19 protein-coding genes are annotated in these 23,008 nt (G+C 56.3%); 8 read left to right on the forward strand and 11 right to left on the reverse strand.

Features of this window, described 5'->3' with window-relative positions:
* Positions 1–968: 968 nt before the first annotated feature.
* The 4 genes from ACDI13_RS14380 (at position 969) to ACDI13_RS14395 (ending at position 6,322) form a co-directional block, all read left to right on the forward strand.
* Entirely contained in the window at positions 969–2,282 is a 1,314-nt protein-coding gene (locus ACDI13_RS14380) for an NAD(P)/FAD-dependent oxidoreductase (RefSeq protein ID WP_372372494.1), read from the forward strand.
* 34 nt (positions 2,283–2,316) lie between these two features.
* The gene (locus ACDI13_RS14385; RefSeq protein ID WP_316989847.1) at positions 2,317–3,654 is read left to right on the forward strand and encodes a hypothetical protein; all 1,338 of its coding nucleotides are present in this window, start codon (positions 2,317–2,319) and stop codon (positions 3,652–3,654) included.
* Between the two features lie 25 nt (positions 3,655–3,679).
* A complete protein-coding gene (locus ACDI13_RS14390) occupies positions 3,680–4,612 on the forward strand; it encodes a LysR family transcriptional regulator (RefSeq protein ID WP_316989848.1) in 933 nt (310 codons plus the stop codon).
* Between the two features lie 129 nt (positions 4,613–4,741).
* Complete coding sequence (locus ACDI13_RS14395; protein WP_316989849.1) at positions 4,742–6,322, forward strand: NAD(P)/FAD-dependent oxidoreductase; 1,581 nt, start codon at positions 4,742–4,744, stop codon at positions 6,320–6,322.
* 9 nt (positions 6,323–6,331) lie between these two features.
* On the opposite strand, the gene glcC is transcribed toward ACDI13_RS14395, so the two are convergent.
* On the reverse strand, positions 6,332–7,096 hold the full coding sequence (gene glcC, locus ACDI13_RS14400; protein ID WP_316989850.1) for a transcriptional regulator GlcC: 765 nt from the start codon (positions 7,094–7,096) through the stop codon (positions 6,332–6,334).
* 195 nt (positions 7,097–7,291) lie between these two features.
* Here glcC and glcD point away from each other — a divergent pair, with 195 nt between their 5' ends.
* The 3 genes from glcD to glcF are packed head-to-tail and all read left to right on the forward strand — an operon-like array spanning position 7,292 to position 11,081.
* Complete coding sequence (gene glcD, locus ACDI13_RS14405) at positions 7,292–8,791, forward strand: glycolate oxidase subunit GlcD (RefSeq protein ID WP_316989851.1); 1,500 nt, start codon at positions 7,292–7,294, stop codon at positions 8,789–8,791.
* Complete coding sequence (gene glcE / locus ACDI13_RS14410) at positions 8,791–9,876, forward strand: glycolate oxidase subunit GlcE (RefSeq protein WP_316989852.1); 1,086 nt, start codon at positions 8,791–8,793, stop codon at positions 9,874–9,876. The genes glcD and glcE overlap by 1 nt, the downstream gene beginning before the upstream one ends.
* Positions 9,861–11,081, forward strand: coding sequence for a glycolate oxidase subunit GlcF (glcF, locus tag ACDI13_RS14415; RefSeq protein ID WP_316989853.1), 1,221 nt, complete (start codon positions 9,861–9,863; stop codon positions 11,079–11,081). The genes glcE and glcF overlap by 16 nt, the downstream gene beginning before the upstream one ends.
* 317 nt (positions 11,082–11,398) lie before the next feature.
* Here glcF and ACDI13_RS14420 read toward each other — a convergent pair whose 3' ends face one another.
* The 8 genes from ACDI13_RS14420 to ACDI13_RS14455 form a co-directional block, all read right to left on the reverse strand.
* Complete coding sequence (locus ACDI13_RS14420) at positions 11,399–12,352, reverse strand: Gfo/Idh/MocA family oxidoreductase (RefSeq protein WP_316989854.1); 954 nt, start codon at positions 12,350–12,352, stop codon at positions 11,399–11,401.
* Between the two features lie 39 nt (positions 12,353–12,391).
* Complete coding sequence (locus ACDI13_RS14425) at positions 12,392–13,240, reverse strand: class III extradiol dioxygenase subunit beta (RefSeq protein ID WP_372372495.1); 849 nt, start codon at positions 13,238–13,240, stop codon at positions 12,392–12,394.
* Positions 13,241–13,252: 12 nt separating this feature from the next.
* On the reverse strand, positions 13,253–13,645 hold the full coding sequence (gene ligA, locus ACDI13_RS14430) for a protocatechuate 4,5-dioxygenase subunit alpha (protein ID WP_316989856.1): 393 nt from the start codon (positions 13,643–13,645) through the stop codon (positions 13,253–13,255).
* A gap of 16 nt (positions 13,646–13,661) precedes the next feature.
* Positions 13,662–14,582, reverse strand: a complete 921-nt coding sequence (locus ACDI13_RS14435; RefSeq protein WP_316989857.1) for an amidohydrolase family protein — start codon at positions 14,580–14,582, stop codon at positions 13,662–13,664.
* Positions 14,583–14,592: 10 nt separating this feature from the next.
* A complete protein-coding gene (gene ligK / locus ACDI13_RS14440) occupies positions 14,593–15,276 on the reverse strand; it encodes a 4-carboxy-4-hydroxy-2-oxoadipate aldolase/oxaloacetate decarboxylase (protein ID WP_316989858.1) in 684 nt (227 codons plus the stop codon).
* A gap of 32 nt (positions 15,277–15,308) precedes the next feature.
* Complete coding sequence (locus ACDI13_RS14445; protein ID WP_316989859.1) at positions 15,309–16,337, reverse strand: amidohydrolase family protein; 1,029 nt, start codon at positions 16,335–16,337, stop codon at positions 15,309–15,311.
* 32 nt (positions 16,338–16,369) lie between these two features.
* Positions 16,370–17,740: an aromatic acid/H+ symport family MFS transporter gene (locus ACDI13_RS14450; protein WP_316989860.1), complete on the reverse strand. Its 1,371-nt coding sequence runs from the start codon at positions 17,738–17,740 to the stop codon at positions 16,370–16,372.
* Between the two features lie 116 nt (positions 17,741–17,856).
* The gene (locus tag ACDI13_RS14455; RefSeq protein WP_316989861.1) at positions 17,857–18,966 is read right to left on the reverse strand and encodes a 4-oxalomesaconate tautomerase; all 1,110 of its coding nucleotides are present in this window, start codon (positions 18,964–18,966) and stop codon (positions 17,857–17,859) included.
* A gap of 135 nt (positions 18,967–19,101) precedes the next feature.
* Here ACDI13_RS14455 and ACDI13_RS14460 point away from each other — a divergent pair, with 135 nt between their 5' ends.
* On the forward strand, positions 19,102–20,058 hold the full coding sequence (locus ACDI13_RS14460) for a LysR substrate-binding domain-containing protein (protein WP_316989862.1): 957 nt from the start codon (positions 19,102–19,104) through the stop codon (positions 20,056–20,058).
* Here the strand turns inward: ACDI13_RS14460 and ACDI13_RS14465 are convergent.
* Together ACDI13_RS14465 and ACDI13_RS14470 are read right to left on the reverse strand one after the other, a co-directional pair.
* Positions 20,055–21,428, reverse strand: coding sequence for an MFS transporter (locus ACDI13_RS14465; RefSeq protein WP_372372496.1), 1,374 nt, complete (start codon positions 21,426–21,428; stop codon positions 20,055–20,057). The two genes, ACDI13_RS14460 and ACDI13_RS14465, sit on opposite strands and share 4 nt — an antisense overlap.
* A 104-nt stretch (positions 21,429–21,532) precedes the next feature.
* Entirely contained in the window at positions 21,533–22,984 is a 1,452-nt protein-coding gene (locus ACDI13_RS14470) for an aldehyde dehydrogenase (RefSeq protein WP_316989864.1), read from the reverse strand.
* Positions 22,985–23,008 lie beyond the last annotated feature (24 nt).

Below are 23,008 nucleotides of genomic sequence, written 5' to 3' on the forward strand. Positions count from 1 at the left end.
ACCCCTTCAGGCCCGTTCCGGGCACGTTTATCTCTCCCTCTACATACGTATGCCTATCAGCCCGAGACGCCATTGGCTCGGCCACCATTACGAGCAGTCCTGGGATCAAAGGATTGCACGTTCATTCTCTTCTTCGGGGTATGTCAGGAGCCTGGCCTCTATCGAGCATCATGGTGATTGACGTTCAAGCCGTCGTTTTTTTATCTGTTGTACGTGGCTGCTCCGCTTTTTTTTGATAGACCTCGGGTAGCGACGCCGGCTTGGCATCCGGAGAGCCAAGAAATCCCGAGCCTTGGGCCTCATCGAGCAGATGGTTTATTGGCTGTGTGTACGCTGGATCTTCTCAATCCTTCGTCTATTCAGCACCTTCCCTTCCTCCCGTAAAAAAACGTTCCGGGTACCTCTTACTCTTTTTTCGTGGCTTGACCTTTTGGGGTGGTGGCTTTGCGCACTTGCATCATCGATTGTGTTAATCCCTACGTTACAGCCCTCCGTAGCGAAGGGTTGTTGCTGATTGGCTCCTATCAGAGGGCAGGCGTGCCCAGCACGAATGGGTCTGTTCCTGGTGGTTTGCCCTTTGTTCCTACAATCCCGATAGCCAGGTGCTTTATCAGCAGTGTTAGCTCAGGTGGCTTCTTTACTTTTTGATTTAGTCCATATATGTAGCCAACGTCTCTCGGTTCGGTCGTTGTGTATTCGCTTGCCAGTAAACAGGGGAGAGCCTGTTTGAGGGGGCCGTCGCTTAGTTGGATAAACGTACTTTTCTTTACCAGAACCATGCAGGAATGTGGCCTGTAGATTAGGCCGTAGCTATGCTTTGCATAGAGGGCAGAGTCGTACTTGCTCCAGCAATGGAAGGCCTTGGGATTATAAGATAATCTTATTTTGTAGGCAGCGGGCTGATAGTAGATGAAGTGGGATTGTGGGCGCGGTATATATCCATGACCCATTATTTTTTCGTACTGATCATGTCTATTATTTTGCCCCGTGATGACAGCCGCTGTGGCTGGTATAAATTGCTGACAGTCAATCGCCCCAGTCGCCAAATTCATGGCACGCAGGCGGCAGATGTGGTGATTGTGGGTGCTGGCTTTGTGGGTTTGGCCGCTGCACGGGCCTATGCTTTGTTAAAGCCGCAGCATCGGGTCGTACTACTGGAGGCATTGAAGGTAGGGCAAGGTGCTTCGGGCCGGAATTCAGGTTTCCTGATTGACCTGCCTCATAAGCGTGACCTGGAGTTTGGTAGCCTGGAGCGCAAGAAAAAAATTTATAGACTGAATCTGGAAGCGATTGAGGATTTACGTTCGGCTGTACAGCAACATCAGATCCAGTGTGATTGGGAAGAAGCTGGCAAATATCAGGTTGCGGTTGGGCAGCGTGGCATTTCATTTCTGAATGATTACGCCAGCTTGCTGGATGACTTTGATTACCCTTATCGACGTATTGAAGGGCAGCCACTTGCCCGCGTGTTTGGCTCGACCTACTACAGTCAAGCCATCTATACAGAGCGGTCGGTGCTTGTGCAGCCTGCGGCACTGGTCAATGGGCTAGCTGAGCATTTGCCGACGAATGTGGAGCTGTATGAGGAGCACCCTGTGCTGGAGCTTAAGCAGCATAACGGTCAATATCATATCCATACCCAGGATGCGGTGTTCCAGAGTCCCAAGGTGATCTTGGCAACGAATATTTTTACTCAGGAGTTTGGTTATCTACGCTCCCGCATGTTGCCGACCATGACGTACGCCAGCATGACCCGAGCCTTGAGCTCGCAGGAAATGCAGTTGTTTCGTGAGCAACATTCTTGGGGAGCCACACCTGCCGATCATGGCGGGACAACGCTGCGTTTGACTCGGGACCGGCGCTTGGTGATTCGCAATAGTTACCAGTTTGTGCCCAAGTACCATGATGATCTGCAGAACCGGCGCGCCATACGAGACAGCCATCTGCAAGGTCTACGGGCACGTTACCCATCACTGGAAAATTTGACGCTGGACTATACCTGGGGTGGGGCCTGTGCCTTGTCGCGTAATTACCAGCCTTTCTTTGGCCAGTTGGATAGCAATCTTTATTTTTCGGGTGTCCACCAAAGTGTAGGGGCCACTCGGGGATCTATTACCGGCAAGTTATTGGCGCAACTGGCTTTGGGTGAGCATTCCCAGAGCCTGTCGGATATGTTGGAGATCAGCCAGAAACCTGCCATCAACCCCCCTGAACCTTTCTTGAGTATCGGCGTTAACGCACGCATGGCCTTGGCCAGGCGTGAGTCTGCCAGTGAGCTATAAGCTCTGCCACTAACAATAACGAGGAGCATATTGAATGACGATTTGGAGTTTAACCATCGATTTTGGTATTGCCAGCGGCTTGATCCTGCTGTGCAAACTGATCAGGGCCAATATCACCCTGGTACAGAAGTTGTTTATGCCGGTAGCCCTGATTGCAGGTTTATTAGGGCTGGCCCTGGGGCCACAGGGAGCGGATGTCTTGCCGTTCTCCGGTTCGTTCAACGCCTACGGCGGGATGTTGATTGCGGTTATTTTTGCCGGTGTTGGGCTCTCCACCCGCTTTCCTGCTCCGTCATTGCTGGTGTCACGATCCGGACAGTTATGGGCGTTCAACCAGATGGCAACCGCCTCGCAGTGGTTGCTGGGACTGGTGGCAGGCGCTTTGCTGTTTACTTACTTCTGGCCGGATCTATCACCGGCATTTGGCTTGATCATGCCTGCCGGTTTCATGGGAGGCCATGGGACTGCCGTGGCGATGGGGAACTCGTTTGCTGAGTTGGGCTGGGCTGATGCGACCACTTTGGCTTTGACCTCGGCGACGGTAGGGGTGTTTGCCGCTATTTTGATTGGCCTGGCGATTATCCGCTATGGTGCTCGTAAAGGTCTGATCAGTGGTTTGACCCCGTTCGAGCAAATGGAAAAGCATCACCGCAAGGGCCTGATTGAAGCGGCAGACCGCGTTGCCATCGGTAAAGAAACGGTGTCGGCTTCCTCGATTGATGCCTTGTCCTTGCACATTGCACTGGTATTGCTGATTACTGCCGGTGCATACTACTTGAGTTCTTACCTGTCTGGTTTGAATGACTTTATTTCCGTGCCAACTTTTGCCTGCGCGTTTTTGCTTGGAACGGTCAGCCGATCCTTGCTGGATCGATTGGGCTTGCTCCAGCATTTTGATGTCAAGCTGTTCAATCATGTCTCTAGTACGGCAACGGATTATTTGATCGTCTTTGGAATTGCATCGATCAAGATTACCGTGCTGTTAAGCTACGCCGTTCCTCTGTTGGTACTGATGATCATCGGTTTGCTATTGTGCCTGTTCATGGTGTTTTATGTCGCGCCTCGCATGCTCGACGATCGCTGGTTTGAGAAAGGCGTGTTTTCGTGGGGGTGGATGACGGGTACGGTGGCGATTGCCATTTTGCTCTTGCGTATTGCTGACCCAGATCGCAAAACCTCGATTCTGGACGACTATGCCATTGCGTATGTACCCGGCGCCGTGTTCGATATTATTTTGATCTCGTTCATGCCAGGGCTGATTTTGCAGGGTTTCATTTATGAAACCATCGCTGCCCTGGTGGCTTATATGATTGTTGTTGGTGTGATTGGCCGGATGCTCAAGGGACGTGCCTTGCGTTTGAGGGCGGCCTGACACCTGCGGTTCACTTCACAGGTCTATGGAAAAAATAGGATTTGAATTAAGGCAGATCCAGGCTTTGGTGGCAGTGGGAAAAACACGAAGTTTTTCCGCTGCCGCACAACAACTGCAGCTTAGCCAAGCGGCGGTCTCGCAGAATATTGCCAAGCTTGAGGAGAGCTATGGCGTGTTGTTGGTGCAGCGTCAGAACCGCCCGGTCAGGCTGACGCAGGCGGGTAAAAAACTGCTCGAACTGGGTGAGGCCTGGTTGTTGCAAGCGGTTCATATGCAGAACTTTCTGCAGTTCAGCCATTCCTCTCAGGTCAAACATCTACGTATCGGTATTATCGATTCGATTACCTCAGTTCTGGCACCGTTCATTGTCGAGAACTTCTCTGATCGGGCCCAAACACTGCATGTGCAATCGGGGGTGATCAGCAGTCTGGACTCAAGTTTCAATGCAGGTGAGCTGGACTTGTTGGTGAGCACGCACGTAGCCTCGGGTACGCCCGCCTGTCGCGCGTCCTTGTTGGTGCAAGACCCCTATGTGCTGATTGCCCCCAGTATTCACGCCCGCCTTACCTTTAATGAGATGGTTCAGCAACTGAGCTATATCGGCTATGACAGGCGCTCACAGATTGGCCGGCGACTAGAATCCATTTTTCAAAAGCATGACATCACGGTCAACAACACGCTTTATGTTGACTCCTTTGACACGCTCTCCAAGCTGGTCGCCTCTGGGGTGGGTTGGGGCTTGATTTCGGCTTTTAGTCTGCAAGGGATTACCGCTTTGTCTCCCCATCTGATTGTGCGTAATGTGTTTGACGGGCGCTACTCTCGCAACATTTATCTGCTGAGTAATAGTGCTTTGGCTCAGGACTTTGTGGAACATACGAGGGTGATGTTTCAGGAGTTCCTGAAAGAGACCGTCCGAAGAGGTATTCAGCAGCACTTCCCGTTGATTACCTTTTAAGTCTTGCCGGTCTCAGCTAGCTTTTCAAAGCGGCCTCCAGAGGCTGCGGCTATGGAGGCGCTTTTTTTACCTGCTTTTGAATTTGCACCGTAAAATACAACAAAATAGTTTAGAGCTAAAGGAGTTGAGGTGAGCGCAGAGACAACAGTAGATGCGATCGTGGTTGGGGCGGGGCACAACGGCTTGGCAGCCGCAGTTGAACTGGCCAGTAAAGGTTGGAAGGTTCAGGTTGTGGAAGCCAAAGGCTCGGCAGGTGGTGCGGTCAGCACTCAGGAGTTGACCTTGCCAGGGTTCAAGCATGATGTGTGCGCCATGAACCTGTCTTCCTTCGCAGGCTCTGCGTTCTTCCAGCGTCATAAAGAGGCGCTAGGTCGTCACGGTTTGGCTTTCGTTCCCGCAGAGCATTGCTTTGCCAGTGTGTTTCGGGATCAACGTTATTTGGGTGTCAGCACGGATCTGGAAACGACTTTGAAGCGGATTCGCGCTGTTTCTGAAAAGGACGCTCAGGCTTGGCAGGCCATGCTGGATGACTTCCAGAGCAAGGCTCCCCACCTGTTTGCTGTGCTCGGTAGCCCTATGCCTTCCTGGGGTTTGATGAAAAGCGCCTGGAAGAGCTGGCGCGAACTCGGCAAGGATGGCGTGGCGGAGTTAATGCAATTGCTGCTGGCCACGCCTCGTGACTTTTTGGACCGCCATTTCGAGAGCGACTCAGTGAAAGCCATGATGGCCGCCTGGGGGCTGCATGTGGATTTCACACCAGACACAGCCGGTGGTGCCTTGTTCCCTTACCTGGAGTCGATGGCCAATCAAGCTTTCGGTATGGTGATTGGAAAGGGCGGTGCCGATACGATTATTCGTGCCATGACGGGTTTGCTGCAGGAGCTAGGTGGGGAGCTGCTGTTGAATGCACCTGTGCAAACCATTGAGCAGGAAAATGGCCGTGCCAGTGGTGTGGTTCTGACCGATGGCCGTCGGCTGAACGCTCGTAAGGCGGTGATTGCGAATCTGAATCCTCAGCTCGTCTTTGGGCACCTGGTGCCGTCCGCTACTGTTCCCACGGATTATCAGAAGAAAGTCGATGCCTTCCGTCCCGGTTTGGGCACCATGATGATCCACTTGGCGCTGGATGGTCTGCCCGATTGGAAAGCCGGTGCTGAGCTACAGCGTTTCTCTTATGTGCATCTGGCACCTGATATGGCCATGATGAGCCGTGTCTACGCCGAAGCAGCCGCAGGCTTGTTGCCCGCTGAACCTGTCCTGGTGGTCGGGCAGGGCACGGCGCTGGATCCTTCTCGAGCGCCAGAGGGGAAACATACCTTGTGGATTCAAGTGCGCGTCCTGCCTGCCCAGGTCAAAGGGGACGCTTCGGGTCAGATTGCTGCCGGCGATTGGTCGCAGCTTAAAGATGCGTATGCAGAGCGCGTTCTGGATCTGCTTGAAAGCTATGCCCCCGGTTTGCGTAGCAAGATTCTGGCCCGCCACATCCTGTCGCCCCAGGATCTGGAGCAGTTCAATGCGAACTTGATTGGCGGGGATAACCTCTCGGGCAGCCATCACCTGGATCAGAACTTCTTCTTCCGCCCGGTGGCCGGTTACTCCAAATACAAGACGCCGATCAAGGATCTGTACTTGTGTGGCGCTTCGACCTGGCCAGGAGCAGGAACCGGGGCGGGGTCGGGCTATATGCTGGCCAATCTGCTGGCGAAGTAAGCCAAAGAACTACAGGCCATTCAGCCGTTGCCGGGCATGCTCCAGGCGTCGTTGTTTGGCCTCCATTTCCTGAAGCTGTCGCCGTATTCCATCAATATGCTCTTTAGCCGCGCGTCGGGCCAAGTCTGCTTGACCTTGTGTGACAGCATTGCATAAACGGGCGTGTTGCCTGTCCAGCCTGCGTTTGGAGTCCTGGTCGGGATACAGGTGCTGCACGGATACGCGCACCGTAGACAGCATCAAGTCGTTGAACAGGCTGATCATGTGTACCAGCACCGGGTTGTGTGACGCCTCGCAGATTGCCGCATGAAACGCATGGTCAGCCCGAGCAACCTGTTCGGGCGCGGCACCCTGCATTTGTAGCTCTTCCAGTTCCTGAAAGCGCCGTCTTATCATGATGTGATCGGCTTCCGTCCCTCTGGCGGCGGCCAACTGAGCGGCCTCGCTTTCCAATAACTCACGCACTTCCAGTAAGTCGTACAGTGTGCGCCCTTGCGCTTGTAGCAGATGCTCCAGCGGTTTGCTGACAGTGGAGTCAATCAGGTTGGCAACAAACGAGCCTTGGCCATGCCGGGTTTCAATCAAGCCCCGAACGCGCAGGATCTGCAGCCCTTCTCGCAAAGCAGAGCGGGATACCGCCAGTCTTTGGGTTAGTTGTCGCTCTGAGGGCAGGACTTGTCCTGGCTTAAGGACGCCATCCATAATAAATGTTTCGATGCGTTGGGCGACCAGCTCGGCGGTGACTTTCAAACGCTTGGGCTCCTGTAGGTTCATTGATGGTCAGACCAGTTGTATGCGTGTGGAAATGATAACAAGCTGATTGTTTATCTGTATGATTTATAAGTATAAAGATAAACCCTGGTGCTTTCTTAGGGTAAAAACTGGTCGGACCAGTGGTTTGACGGCTGGACAAGCCCGTCTGCATCAAAGACCATCCGTTTCAGGAGACTTTAAAAGACAGGAGGCGTCATGAGCTTGCGCTACGACGAAAAACTGGACGGTGTGCTGCCTCGCGTGGACAAGATGCAGCTACTTAGCCGTCTGCGTGATGATATTCCCGGCCTGGATGTGCTGCATACCGACGAACAGTTGCACCCTTATGAGTGCGATGGGCTAAGCGTGTATCGCGCCAAACCTTTGCTGGTGGTGTTGCCCCGTAATGTGGAGCAGGTACAGGCTGTGATGTGCTTGGCGCACGAAGTCGGCGTGCCGGTGGTGGCCCGTGGTGCGGGTACGGGTTTGTCGGGCGGCGCCATGCCTTTGGAGCAGGGCATTTTGCTGGTGATGGCACGTTTGAACCAGATTGTGGACTTGGATCCGGTAGCCGGAATTGCCAGGGTTCAGCCCGGCGTGCGTAATATCGCGATTTCTCAGGCGGCTCAACCTTTTGGGCTGTACTACGCCCCGGACCCGTCTTCGCAGATTGCCTGTTCAATTGGTGGCAACGTAGCGGAAAACGCGGGCGGCGTGCATTGCCTGAAATATGGCCTGACCGTACACAACATCTTGCGCCTGGAGGTCATTACCGTCACAGGCGAACGCTTGATTCTGGGTTCCGAGGCCCTGGATACCCCCGGCTTTGATTTGATGGCCCTGTTTACGGGTTCCGAAGGGATGCTGGGGGTCGTCACGGAAATTACGGTCAAGTTGCTGGCGCGCCCGCCCTGTACAGTGGTGCTGCTGGCCAGCTTTGATGAAGTGGAAAAAGCGGCCGATGCTGTGGCACAAATTATTGCCCAGGGCATTGTGCCGGCAGGGCTGGAGATGATGGATCAAATGTCCATCCGCGCGGCCGAGGACTTTATTCACGCAGGCTATCCCGTTGATGCACAAGCGATCTTGCTCTGCGAGATTGATGGCGCTTTGGAGGATGTGCAGGACGATGTGGCCCGTGTCGAGCAGGTGTTGTTCAAGACAGGGGCGCAAGAGGTGCGCGTTGCTCGGGACGAGCAGGAGCGGCAGCGTTTCTGGGCCGGTCGTAAAAATGCCTTTCCCGCTGTAGGCCGGATTTCACCTGATTATTACTGCATGGACGGTACCATTCCGCGCCGTCAGTTGGCCTATGTCCTGAAGAAAACCGCCGAGCTTTCCCAAGAGTATGGCCTGCGCGTTGCCAATGTATTTCATGCCGGCGATGGCAATATGCACCCCTTGATTCTGTTTGATGCCAATGCGCCCGGCGAGCTGGAACGTGCGGAAGCCTTGGGTGGCAAGATTCTGGAGTTGTGTGTGGAAGTAGGCGGCACGATTACTGGCGAGCACGGCGTAGGCCGGGAAAAGATCAATCAGATGTGTGTGCAGTTCAATGAAGACGAGCTGCGGTTTTTCCATGCGATCAAAGCTGCGTTTGATCCTAAGACCATGCTGAATCCGGGCAAGAACATACCGACTTTGCATCGCTGTGCGGAAATGGGCGGCATGCATATTCATCACGGGCAAGTGCCTTTCCCCGAGTTGGAGCGATTCTGATGAGTACCGTAGAACTGAAGAGTCAGGATCGCGGCGCCGAGCTGCTGGAGCAGGTACAGCAAGCCCTGGCCACTACAACCCCGTTGTGTCTGCAAGGTGGCAATACCAAAGCCTTTCTGGGCAAAGCCGTGCAGGGGCAATCGTTGAGTCTGGCAGGCCATGAAGGTGTGGTCGATTATGATCCGGCGGAGCTGGTGGTAACGGTACGCGCCGGAACGTCCTTGCAAGCACTGGAGAACGTGCTGAACGAGCAAGGCCAATGCCTGCCTTTTGAGCCGCCTCTGTTTGATGGTCGAGCCACTGTTGGTGGAGCCACCGCCTGTGGTTTGTCGGGGCCGCGCCGTCCCTGGGTAGGTTCATTGCGAGACTATGTGCTGGGCTGTCGTTTGATCAGTGGCATGGGCACACATATGCGCTTTGGTGGCCAGGTCATGAAGAACGTCGCCGGTTATGACGTGTCGCGCTTGATGGTTGGTGCGCAAGGCGCCTTGGGTGTGATTACGGAGGTGTCCTTCAAGGTCCTGCCGCGTCCACGTAGTCGCGCCAGTCTGGTGCTGGATGTTGTTCAGCAAGACATCGCGGGTTTATTGCGTGGCTGGCGTGATCAAAGTCGCCCCATTACGGGTGCTGCATGGCAGGACGGGCGTTTGCATGTGCGTCTGGAAGGGGGGGGCAGTTCGGTGCTGTTGGCCCAGGAGCAAATCGGCGGGGAACCCTTGGACTTGTCCTATTGGGATGATTTGGGCGAACAGCGCCTGGCGTTTTTCAAGCAGCCTGGTACCTTGTGGCGGATCGCCTTGCCCGTAGACGCACCCGTACAAGCATGGCCCGGTGACATACTGGTGGATTGGGGTGGGGCCCAGTTGTGGCTGAAATCCGATGCGCCTGCCGAGCAGATTCACGTGCAGGCTCAAGCCTTGAAGGGGCATGCCCGTTGCTGGTCCGGGTCGGGAGCAGGGCAGGATGTCTTGCCCGAGCCTTTGCGGATATGGCATCAGCGTCTGAAGCAACAACTGGACCCTGCCGGGATTTTTAATCCTGGTCGTCTCTTCTCTTCGCTGGAGTCCACATGCAAACACAATTGACACCATGGGCTCAGCAACTGCCGCAAGCCGAACAAGCTCAGGCTATTTTGCGCTCCTGTGTGCATTGCGGGTTCTGTAATGCCACCTGTCCAACTTATCTGGATCAGGGCAATGAGCTGGACGGCCCCCGTGGCCGTATTTACCTGATCAAGATGTTCCTGGAAGGCAAGGCGACCTCGGAGCTGACTCAGCATCACCTGGATCGCTGTCTGAGCTGCCGTAACTGTGAAACGACCTGTCCTTCGGGGGTGAAGTATCACAACTTGCTCGATATTGGCCGGGCCGCCCTGGAGCTCAAAGTCAAGCGTCCTTTGAAAGACCGCGCCATGCGAGTCGCCTTGACGCAAATTCTCCCAGAGCCCGGTCGAGTCGGAGCCTTGCTGGGGGTAGCGCGAACCATGCGCCCCTTGCTGCCATCTTCTTTGCAGGAAAAAATCCCACCCAAGCAAAATGCGGATTTGACACGACCCGCACAGCGACACAGCAAACGTGTCCTGATGTTGGAAGGCTGTGTTCAGCCAGCCATGGCACCTTCCATTAATGCCGCGACGGCCCGAGTGCTGGACCGCTTGGGTATCAGTGTGACGCCCATCGCTCAGGCAGGCTGCTGTGGGGCTTCGTCTTTTCACTTGGGTGCGCAAGAGCAAGGCCTGGAGCAGGCGCGTCGCAATATCGATGCCTGGTGGCCGCAGATTGAACAGGGGGCTGTGGCGATTGTGCAGACCTCCAGCGGCTGCGGGGCCTTTGTGAAAGAGTACGTGGACTTGTTCAGACATGATCCGGTCTATGCCGAGCGCGCTCGCCGTGTCAGTGAACTGGCTAAAGATCTGGTCGAAGTGCTGGAGGAGCAGCCTTTGGAGGGGTGTCTGAATGCACAGACTCGCCCGCGTCTGGCCTTCCACTGTCCTTGTACCTTGCAGCATGCACAGAAACTGGGCGGTCGAGTCGAGGCCGTGCTGACTCGGCTGGGGTTTGATCTGGGGGTGGTGCCGGACAGTCATCTATGTTGCGGTTCAGCCGGTACGTACTCTCTGACTCAACCCGAGATTGCCGGACGCCTGCGGGATCGCAAGATGGATGCGCTGGAAAGCAGCAAACCTGACTTGATTGTCACGGCCAATATGGCTTGCGGGAATCACTTGAATGGAGCTGGCCGCACGCCGGTCAAGCATTGGATTGAGCTGGTGGATCAATACCTGACGTAGGCGCAGGCCGGCAGACTGCTTGAGCCGTCGGGAGTCTTGCTGTTGCGCGTTGATGGGTACAGAAAGGCCCGGTTCTAGGCAGGCGTATCGTTTGCGTGTGAAGGTCGGGGCAGGAAGGGCAAAATGACGTGGTTTCGCCATCCTGCCTGTGCTTCAAAAAAGGCCCCACGCCACGCCTTTGGCTCGCTCCCCCTAAGGGGGAGCTTTTTGTCGGGGGGCCGAGCCTTGGGGGGGGCGACGAGAAAAAAGCCCCCTCGACGGTGTGCTTGCGGCTGTCGCGTCGGCAGTCCGTTTGGCGGGAAAGGGGCGGTGCGGGCTTAGGCGGTCAGTTGTTTTTCGAGCTGGTCCAGTGTTTCATAGCAGGCCAGCACTGAGGCCACGCTGGAGTTGGGCTCGCGATTTTCCAGAATGGCTGCGATAAACTCCCGGTCCTGCAATTCAATACCATCCATGGAGACATCCACCTGCGAGACGTCGATGATCTCGTCCTTGCCGGTGGTCAGATCGTCGTAGCGGGCCAGATAGGTTCCCTTGTCGCAGATGTAGCGAAAGAAGGTGCCAAAAGGCCCATCATTGTTGAACGATAGCGATAGCGTGCAAAGTGCCCCGCTTTCTGTCAGCAACTGGATGGACATGTCCATGGCAATGCCAAGCTCAGGATGAATAGGGCCTTGGATGGCATTGGCCTTGATGACTTTGGAGCCGGTCTGGTATTGAAAAAGATCGACGGTGTGCGCGGCATGATGCCAGAGCAGGTGGTCTGTCCAGGAACGCGGTTTGCCCAGGGCGTTGGTGTTGCTGCGGCGGAAAAAATAGGTCTGTACATCCATCTGCTGAATGTTCAATTCACCCGCCTGTATCTTTTGATGAATCCATTGGTGGCTGGGGTTGAAGCGGCGCGTGTGGCCAACCATGGCGACGAGGCCCTTTTCCTGCTGCACCTGCAAAACTTCCTGGGCGCCGGCCAGGGTGTCCGCCAAGGGAATTTCAACCTGTACGTGTTTGCCTGCTTTCAGGCAGGCCAGTGTTTGCGCGGCGTGCATCTGCGTCGGGGTACACAAGATGACGGCATCAACTTCGCTACTGGCCAGCGCCTCGTTCAGATCGCCCGAGGCGTGGGGAACACCGTATTTTTGCGCTACTTCCTGGGCCTTGGCCTGGGTGCTGGACACGATATAGGTGACCTGGGCGTCGGGGATGCGGGCCAGGCCGTCCAGGTGCTTGATGCCGAAGGCGCCTGCGCCTACCAGTGCAATCTTGACTTTCTTCATTTCTATTTCCTTTCGTTCAGGGCGTGGGGCCAAGGCCGCTCACGCCGTCTCTTTGTTTTCAAGGATCAGGTGTCCGACCGCGGTATTGGAGGCGGGTACATGGTAAAAGCGGTGGCGCACATCGACATCTGGATTCATGGCGCCACGCGCGACCAGCCACATCACCAGCTCAATACCTTCCGAGCCTGCCTCACGCACATAGTCGATATGGGGCACGCGAGCCAGGGCATCGGGGTCGGCAATCAGGCGATCCAGAAACTCGTTGTCCCATTGCGCGTTGATCAGTCCGGCGCGCGGGCCTTGCAACTGGTGGCTCATGCCGCCTGTGCCCCAGATCTGGACATTCAGGTCTTCGTCATACGAGGCGACCGCGCGACCGATCGCTCGGCCCAAATCCAGACAACGCTGGCCGGAGGGGACCGGATACTGAACCACATTGACGTGCAAGGGGATGACGGGGCAAGGCCATTGTTCGACCTGACCGAACATCAGGGACAGCGGAACGGTCAGGCCATGGTCCACTTCCATTTTGTTGCACAAGGTCAGGTCGAAATCGTCCTGAATGACCGAGTGGGCAATGTGGGCCGCCAGTTCGGGGTGCCCTTGTACTGTGGGAACCGGGCGTTTGCCCCAGCCTTCGTCACTGGGTTCAAACGAAGCGCCGGTGCCCAGAGCAAACGTAGGAATCAGGTCCAGGCTGAAGTTGTTGGCGTGGTCGTTGTAGACCAGGATGATGACATCCGGCTTGTTTTCCTGCTCCCATTGCTTGGAAAACTCGTAGCCGTCGAACACTTTTTTCCAGTAGGGCTCGGTGTGCTTGCCCAGGTCCAATGCGGCACCGATAGCAGGAACGTGCGAGGTATAAACAGAGTGTTTGATTTTTGCCATGATAGGTTCCGGTTATTTTTCTTGTTCGTGTAAGTAGCGGTTGCCCTCGGGGGAGCGGCCACCCTTGAGCATCATTTCCCGATAGTCCTGTTCGCTCATCCCGGTCATGCTGCCCGCCATTTGTTGGAAGGACAGGCCATCGGTAGCGCCGATCTTGGCCAGAAAGTAGATATTGCCGCCCAGTTGCATGCAGCGATTCAGGTCACGGCTGAGCACGGCCTGTTTTTGCTCCGCGCTCATGGGCCATTCATCCAGATAGGCGGACTCGTCCGCTTTAAAGCGGGCCCGGTTTTCTGCCTTCATCAGTGACATGCAAAATTGGTTCAGGTGGTAACCCTTACGCGATTGTTCCGAGTCAAAAATAATCGTTCCCGGTATATTCTGGTACGGTTTGTCCAGTGCCATCGTTATCTCCTCAAATTCATGTCAACTCTTCTGGCCAATACAGGCGCATTGGGTTGTCCACCAGTAGTAATTGTTGCTCTGCGGGACTGGGCGCAATTTGTGCCACGTAGTCAACCAGCAAACCGTCATCGGGCATATGGTCTTTCAGGTTGGGGTGGGGCCAGTCAGTGCCAAACAAAACGCGATCGGGGAATTGCTGCATCAATCGGCGGGCAAATGGCACAACATCCTGATACGCATGCTGCTCGCCATGCAGGGCGGCAGGACCGCTTTTGCTCAGACGCTCAGGGCATGAGAGCTTGGACCAGATGTTCGGGTGTTCGGCCATCAAGCGTACGAACAGGTCGAACTCGGCACTCTCTGCTCCTTTGCTGACATCCGGACGACCCATGTGGTCAACAACCACTGTGGTCGGTAGACCAGTGAAAAAATCCCATAGCTCTGGCAAATCCTGTGCCTCGAAGTACACCACCACCTGCCAGCCCAAAGGCGCTATTTTATGGGCAACCTTCAGCAGTTCCTCTTTGGGCGTGAAATCGACCAGACGTTTGACAAAATTGAAACGTACCCCGCGCACACCCGCCTGGTGCATAGTCTCCAACTGCTGTTGCGTGACATCCGAGCCCAAGGTGACAACGCCACGCGCCTTGCCGTGTGAGGCCAGTAAGGCATCGATCAGGGCGCGGTTGTCCTTGCCGTGACAGGTGGCTTGCACAATGATGTTGCGGGCAAAACCCAGGTGGTCGCGCAAGGCAAACAACTGCTGTTTGCTGGCATCGCAAGGCGTGTATTTGCGCTCGGGGGCGAAGGGGAACTGCTCAGCGGGGCCAAACACATGGCAGTGAGCATCAACCGCACCAGCCGGCAACTGGAGCCGGGGTTTGGAGGGGGCGGCGTACCAGTCCAGCCAGCCGGGGGTTTTCTCAAAATGGCTCATCATCCTTCCTTCAGTCGATATAGCGGAGCCCGGCTTTCTCCAGGGGTTCGCGCATCTTGTACATATCCAGGCCCAGTACACCGCTGGCCAGCTTGGCGCGTTTTTCACCCTCGAAGCTTTCTCGTTTTTGGGCAGCGGCCAGCGTGGCTACGGCCTTGGCGGCGGGCACGCACACCACGCCATCATCGTCAGCCACAATGACATCGCCAGGTGTGACCCACATGCCGGCACACACGACCGGGATATTGACCGAACCCAAGGTGGCCTTGATGGTGCCCTTGGAGGAGATGGCCTTGCTCCAGACGGGAAAGTTCATCGCCTGCAAGGTGTTGATGTCCCGCACTCCGGCGTCAATGATCAAGGCGCGTGCTCCACGGGCCTGGAAGCTGGTGGCCAGCAGGTCACCAAAATAGCCGTCGCTACACTCCGAGGTCACCGCCGCGACCACGATATCGCCGGGCTGAATCTGCTCGGCGACGACGTGCATCATCCAGTTGTCGCCCGGTTGCAGCAGCACCGTGACGGCGGTGCCGGAGACTTGCTGACCAGAGTAAATCGGGCGCATATAAGGTTTGAGCAGACCGACACGGCCCATGGCCTCGTGAACAGTGGCCGAGCCCAGGGCCGCCAGTGCATCGGCGGCCTGGCGGTCGGCACGTTGAATGTTGCGGTACACGACACCCAGTTCGTACATGGTTGTTTCCTTGGTGAATGGTTGCAGGCGGCTTACAAGCCTTTTTTCTTCAGGGCAGCGTCCAGACGCGGAAACACGCGGCGTGCGTTGCCTTCGTAGATCTGGTGACGTTCCTGTTCGCTCAGGTTAAGCGTGGCTTCGATATAGCGTTTGGTATCGTCGTAGTAGTGGCCGGTCGTGGGGTCAATGCCGCGCACCGCACCAATCATCTCGCTGGCAAACAGGATGTTCTTGACAGGGATAACCTCAGTCAGCAGGTCGATGCCTGGCTGGTGGTACACGCAGGTGTCAAAGAAAATGTTGTTGAGCAGGTGCTCGTCCAGCAGGGGTTTTTTCAGCTCCTGTGCCAGACCACGGAAACGGCCCCAGTGATAGGGCACAGCGCCGCCACCATGAGGGATCAGGAACTTGAGCGTGGGAAAGTCCTTGAACAGATCGCTGGTCAGGCATTGCATGAAGGCAGTGGTGTCCGCGTTCAGATAATGGGCGCCGGTGGTGTGAAAGCAGGCATTGCAACTGGTGGAGACGTGGATCATGGCAGGAATGTCGTACTCCACCATTTTTTCGTAAATGGGGTACCAGGAGCGGTCGGACAGCGGTGGGGCCGTCCAGTGGCCACCGGATGGGTCGGGGTTCAGGTTGATGCCGACGTTGCCATATTCTTCTACACACTTGACCAGCTCGGGAATGCAGGTCTTGGGGTCCACGCCCGGTGATTGCGGGAGCATGGCAGCCGGGATGAAATGGTCTGGAAACAGTTCGCTGACGCGATAGCACAGTTCGTTGCAAATGGCGGCCCAGGTGCTGGAGGTCTCGAAGTTGCCGATATGGTGGGCCATGAAACTGGCACGGGGACTGAAGATGGTCAGGTCCGAGCCGCGTTGCTTCATCAGCTTGAGCTGGTTGTTCTCGATGGTCTCGCGGATCTCGTCATCGCTGATCTTCAGATCACTGGCGCGGGGCGTTTTGCTGGGATCTTTCAGGCCGGCGATCTGCAAGTCGCGCCAGGCCCCCAGTGCGGCAGGGGCCGTGGTGTAGTGCCCGTGTACGTCGATGATCATGGAAGGGTCTCCTGCGTCTTGATGCTTAAGGGTTAATGAGAGGGGGTAACCGTGCCGCCTTGAGGCTGTGCACGGCTGTATTGCTTGATGAGAAGGGCGGCCATGGCGATGACGCCAGGGATGGCCACCACGGTAAAGATCTGGCTGAAATCCAGCTCGCGTGCCGTCAGCTCGGCCACCAGGAAAGAACCGGCAATGCCGCCAAAACGGCCAATGCCCAGCATCCAGGCCACGCCCGTGGCGCGTCCCCGAGTGGGGTAGTAGGCGGCCGCCAGTGCAGGCATGGAGGACTGCGCGGTATTCATCAGCGTGCCGGCCAGAAAGACGACCACGACCAAGCCACCCAGGTGTCCGGCCATCTGGCCTATCCACCAGATGGATAGCGCGGTCAGTGCGTAACCCAGCGCGATGATGCGGTTGGCGTTGAAGCGATCCATCAACCAGCCAGAGAGCACCGCACCCACACCACCCAATGGGAAGAGGGCGGCGACCAGTGTGCTGGTTTGGGATGCCAGTCCGGCCTCTTTGAACAGTACGGGCATCCAATTCATCAAGGCGTAGAAAATGACCAGCCCCATAAAGTAGGCCAGCCAGAGCATGAGTGATCCCAAGCGGTATTCACGCGATAACACGATACCGATGCCACTGTTGACGGCAGGCTGGGGGCTGGCCTCGCTCAGGGTAAAGCGTTGGATGCCCTCTACGGCCTTGCCGGCAATGGGAGCCAGCGCCCGGCGGATACGGTCGGCGGAGTCATTTCGGGCGACCATGTGGCGCACGGACTCGGGCAGCTTCGGGATCAGCACGATCAGTAGCAGCAGGGGGGCAATGCCACCCAATATCAAGACACTGCGCCAGCCAAATTGGGGAATCATCCAGGAGGCCAGAAAGCCGCCCAGGGCGGCACCCAGAGGAAAGCCGCAGAACATGGCATTGGTCAGGGTGGCGCGACGGGCATCGGGGCAGTATTCGCTCATCAAGGTGACCGCGTTGGGCATGGCGGCTCCCAGGCCCAAGCCGGTTACAAAGCGCAGAACGGCCAATGTCCAGATGTCCGGGGAGAAGCCTGAGGCCAGGCAGGCGAGGGCAAAGACGGCTACCGAGCTGACCAGCACCGTCTTTCTGCCCAGCCGATCAGCCAGTGGCCCGGACAGCAAGGCCCCGGTTGCCAGACCGAACAGGGCGGCGCTGAGTACGGGTGCCAGGGCGGGTTTGCTGACGCCCCATTCGGCGATCAAAGAGGGAGCGATATAGCCGATGGCTGCCGTATCAAAGCCATCGAGCAGCACGATCAGAAAGCACAAACTGAAAATGAGCCATTGAAAGCCAGAGAAGGGATGCTCATTGAGCAGCGTTTGCACATCAAGGCTTGGCTGGTCTGGGTTATTGGCTAGGGGTGTCATGGTTTGTCTCGTCCAATATCATTGTTTTTCGGTGGGCACCGTATGCGCGGGCGCAGCCCACCCCCTGACACCACAGTGGCGCAAGCCCTGCGGTGTTGTTTTTGTTTGAAATGCGTTTAGTTCGAGTGCGGGACCAGAACGTCGCCGCGCATCAATGCTCTTGCGGTGCGCAGCAGTGCTGCCTTGGTCACAATCTCGGGGTTTTCGGGGTCGCTATCGAGTGTGACGCTGAATTCGCCCGTGGGGTGCTCAATAGATAGTGTGACTGGACCCTGGCCTTGCTCGAAGCGGGCGGTCCCCTCGCAAACCGTGCCGGGCAGTTTGATGGCCGTACCCACTGTTACGGCCGCCAGCACGCCAATGGCCTCATGGCATACATGAGGGATGAAACTACGGGTGCTCAGGGCGCCACCGTGTTGAGGCGGGGCGATCAGTGTCATCTTTGGGTAATTCTTGGTCGAGACATCACCCAGTCCCATGCGCTCGGAGATTTGCAGACGCAATGCCTCTACGCGTCGCTTCAGTTCCGTATTGGCGTTGAGTTCAGCCACGCTTTCCAGACCGCTTACGCCCACATCGGTTGCTTTGAAAATCACCAGCGGCATGCCGTTGTCAATGCAAGTGACATCCAGGGTGAAGGGGGACAAGCCATCCGCATGAACGGTGATGGTGTCTTTGGGTTTGCCCGTGGGCAGCAGTCCCGAGCAAACCGAACCGGCTGTATCCAGAAAATTGATGGCAATCGGGGCGCTGGTGCCCGGTACGCCGTTAATCGCGGCATCGCCTTCGTAGCTGATGTCGCCTTCGGGTGTTTGCACCTGGATTTCACTGACCATGCCGGTATTGAGCGTCAGGACCTTGACCGTTGTGGTGGGGCCTTGGGCCTGGATCAGACCTTTTTCCAAGGCAAAGGGGACGACCGCCGCCAGCATATTGCCGCAATTGGGTTTGGTGTCCACCAGATCGGAGTCGGGCTGCAGTTGGGCAAACAAAAAGCTTAAGTCAGCTTGGCCGGTGCTGCAGATGTCCACGATCCCCACTTTGCTGGTCAAGGCATGGGCGCCACCGATGCCATCAATTTGTCTATGGTCGGGCGAGCCCATCAGCCTGAGCAATAGTTGGTCCCGCGCCTGGATATTTTCGGGCAGATCTTTGGCGTAGAAGAATGGACCTTTGGATGTACCTCCCCGCATCAGGATACAAGGAATGCTATATTGGCTGGCCATAGATGGTGCTCCATAGGTCACTGAAAAACAGGCAAACTGCGAGGCACATTGACTGTGTTCTAATTCGCTCTTGCTATGCGTACCTATTTTAGTGGGCCCGATAAAAGATAAAAGAACGAAACCCGACTAGTAGATATGTCAAAAAAACATAGCGAAGACAAGCGCCCTATGGAGTACGTGATCGATCTCAAGCAATTGAGCTACTTCACGCATGTGGCCGAACTGGGCAGCTATACCCGAGCGGCAGAATTTACCAATGTGGCTCAGCCAGTCCTGAGCCGGCAGATTCGCAAGTTGGAAATTGATTTGCGGCAGAATTTGCTGATTCGTCACGGGCGCGGTGTCATGTTGACAGACGCCGGCAAGATCTTGCTCAAGCACAGTCGTTTGATTTTGCGCCAGTTGGAGCAGGCGCAGGAGGATCTGAGTCTGTCTGAGGGCAAGCTGACCGGGCACATGTATTTAGGTTTGCCGCCCACGGTGGCGCGCACCATTTCTTTGGATGTCGTGCAGGCTTTCAAGGAGCAGTTGCCCGATGCACACCTGACGATTATCGAATCCCTGACGGTGAATCTGGAGGAGCAAATTCATCTGGATCGGGTCAATATGGGATTGCTGTATAACCCTTCTTCCTCTCCCACACTGGAGACGCAGCTTCTGGCCGAGGAGCAGTTACACCTGATTTGTGGTGTGGACAGCCCTTACGCGCAGGGACGCAGCCGCATCGCGCTTAAAGATCTGGCCGATATTCCGCTGATCATGCCCAGTCTGTCCAATAGTTTTCGGATGCTGGTGGAAAAAGAGATGCAAAAGCTCAATCTGAAGCCGCAGATCGAGTTTGAAATCAACAGTGTGGGTGTGATTATTCAATTGCTGGCCAAAGGCATGGGGGCTGCCATTTTGTCCCGCTCGGTGCTGGAGTTCATTCCGCAAAGTGGCTTGCTGACGGCGATTCCAATCGAGCAGCCGGCCTTGGTCAATCGTCTGTATCTGGCCTATTCCTCTAAACGGTTGCCGACCAAGCTCCAGGTTAAGGTGCGTCAGATCCTGATTGATATTTGCCAGCGACACTTCCCTGGCCTGGATGATTAAGTGCCTTGCTGTTGGGTCATGTTATGCCCGTCCAGGGCATGCAGGCGTTGGAAAATGAATGCAGAGCTCAAGGTAATGAGTCCGACAATGACAAACGTGAACTGGAAAGCTGTGATGGCTGTCTGCACGGATGAGGCGCTAAACAGGGTTTGTCCGTAGCGCAGGAGCATGGCACCGATGGCGGTTCCCAAACCCATGGCCAGTTGCTGGTTTACCGCCATCAGGCTATTGCCGCTGCTTTTTTGATAGGGACGCAGCCTGGCCATGGTCAGGGTGTTGATGGCGCTGAACTGAATCGAGTTGGCGGCTCCCAAAAGCAGTAAGTGCAGACTGATCCACACGGTACTGGTCTGCGCGTCAATCAAAGCCAGCGCCGTAATCAGCAGGCCGATCAGGATGGTATTGCTCAGCAAAATGGACCGATAGCCAAATCGGTTCAGCAAGGGGTGCAGAAATGGTTTGACCGCCATGGCGGAAATGGCCATGGGCAACAGTAAGAAAGCGGATTGCACGGGGCTGTAGGCAAAGCTGATCTGAAACAGCATGGGCAGCAAAAAGGGCAATGCCGCCATGCCGATCCGGCTAAGCAGATTGCTGCTCAAACCAATCCGATAGGTGCGCACCGACAGCAGGTGGCCAGGATACAAGGCGTTCTGTGTTTGCTTGCTATGCCATTTGTAGCCTAGCAAAAGGCAAATACCCGCCAGGATCAACATCCCGGATAAAGCGGGGCTCGCGATGCTGCCCGCCAGTTCAAAGCCCAACGTCAGCAGGCAGGCGCTACTAATGAACAGCAGCAAGCCTTGTAGATCCAGTTTTCCCGGCGTTTCGGTGTAGTTAGGCATCCATTTGCCGGCAAAAAACAGAGACAGCAAGGCAAAGGGCAGGTTGATCAGGAAAATCCAGTGCCAACTGGCATATTGCACCAGATAGCCGCCCACCAGCGGCCCAAGGATGGGCCCGAGCAAAGCGGGCATGACGGCATAGTTCAGTACACGCAATAACTCGGCATCGTGAAATGATTTCATCAATACCAGTCGTGCCACTGGGGTCAGCAAGGCTCCACCCATACCCTGAATCACACGGGAGACCAGCAGCATGGACAACTGCGAGGACAGGGCACACAACAGCGATCCCAGGCCAAACAAAAACATGGCGGCCATGAAGATTCGGCGTGTGCCAAAACGGTCGCTCAGGTGTGCGCTGATGGGGATGCACACCGCCACAGTCAGGACATAGCTGACGATGACAGACTGCATGTGCAGGGCGGGGGTGTTCAGGTCGCGGGCCATGCTGGGCAGTGCCGTGTTGAGCACGGTGACGTCCAGCATTTGCATGAAGATTGCCAAGGCCAACAGCGCGGGCAGCATGGTTTTTTGAAAAGGAGCAAGTGGTGCGGGGGCAGGGTGAGGCATGACAACAGGGCGCAGGGTCGGCCCGGGACCGATCCTGCGCCCGGGCCTGCAGGCCAGACTTATAAAGGATACTGGCGGGGGGTAGTCTGGACGGTAATCCAGCGCAGTTCGGTGAACTCATTGATGGCGGACTTGCTGCCAAAGCGGCCATAACCGCTGGCTTTCATACCGCCAAATGGAGCTTGGGCCTCATCATGGACGGTGGGGCCATTGATGTGGCAGATGCCACTTTGAATCTGTTTGGCAATACTCAGGCCTCGGTTCACATCCTGGGTAAATACCGCTGCCGCCAAGCCATATTCGCTATCGTTGGCCAAGCGGATTGCTTCGCTGTCCTCGCGGTAGCGGGTCATGGTGACGACCGGTCCAAAGGACTCCGTGGCATAGAGCTGCATGTCGGGGGTGACGTCATTGACGATCAGCGGATGCATCAGGGCGCCCTCGATGTTCAGGGGCAGCGGCAAGGTGGCCCCTTTGGCAACGGCGTCCTCTACCAGGGCTTTGATGCGCTGGGCAGACTGGGCACTTTCCAGATAGGCAAAGCGTGTGTCTACCTGATCGGGTGAGCCAACCGGAATGGTCTTGATCTTGGCGACCAGCTTTTCCAGAAAGGACGAGGCAATTGACTCATGCACAATCAAGCGTTCGGTTGACATGCAGATCTGGCCCTGGTTGAAGTAGGCACCAAAGGCGACGCCGGCAACGGCCTGTTCCAGATCGGCGTCTTCGCACACAATAACCGGTGCCTTGCCACCCAGTTCCAGCAGGACGGGTTTGAGGTATTTGGCGGCGGTGGCGGCGATGATCTTGCCGACTTTGGTGGAGCCGGTGAAATTGATGCGCTTGACCGCCGGGTGGGCAATGAGCTGTTCGACTACGGCAGGCGCATCTTCGGGTGCGTGGGTAATGACGTTGATCACGCCAGCTCCGACGCCCGCGTCATTGAGCACTTGTCCCAGCAGGACATGGGTGGCCGGACACTGTTCGGAGGCTTTCAGGATGACGGTGTTGCCGCAGGCCAGGGGCATGGCCATGGCACGGGTGGCCAGAATCACGGGGGCATTCCAGGGGGCGATGCTCACGACCACGCCGCAGGGGACGCGATAGGCCATGGACAGGCTGCCGGGCAGATCCGAGGGGATGATGGAGCCGTCAATTTGCGTGGTCATGGCAGCGGCCTCACGCAAGATGTTGGCCGACAAATGCACGTTGAAACCATACCAAGAGTCAGTCGAACCTGTTTCTTGACGGACCGTAGCGATGAATTCGGCCGCGCGCTCGTCCATGAGGTCCGCCGCCTTGAGCAGGCGCAGGCGGCGCTCGGTGGGGCCCAGGGCTGACCAGTGTACAAAGGCTTGCTCGGCGGCCTGTAGCGCGGCTTGCACATCCTCAGGCTGGGCGGCCGCTGCGACGGTCGCAGTTTGGCCGGTAACGGGGTTTTGACGCGTAAATGTCTGTTGACCGCTGGCCTCACGAAGCTGGCCATTGATCAGTAGTTGACTGGTGTTCATTATGTCTCCTGCAATGCTGCGGAT

Source organism: Alcaligenes faecalis (assembly GCF_041521385.1).
Classification (GTDB): Bacteria; Pseudomonadota; Gammaproteobacteria; order Burkholderiales; family Burkholderiaceae_B; genus Alcaligenes; species Alcaligenes faecalis_E.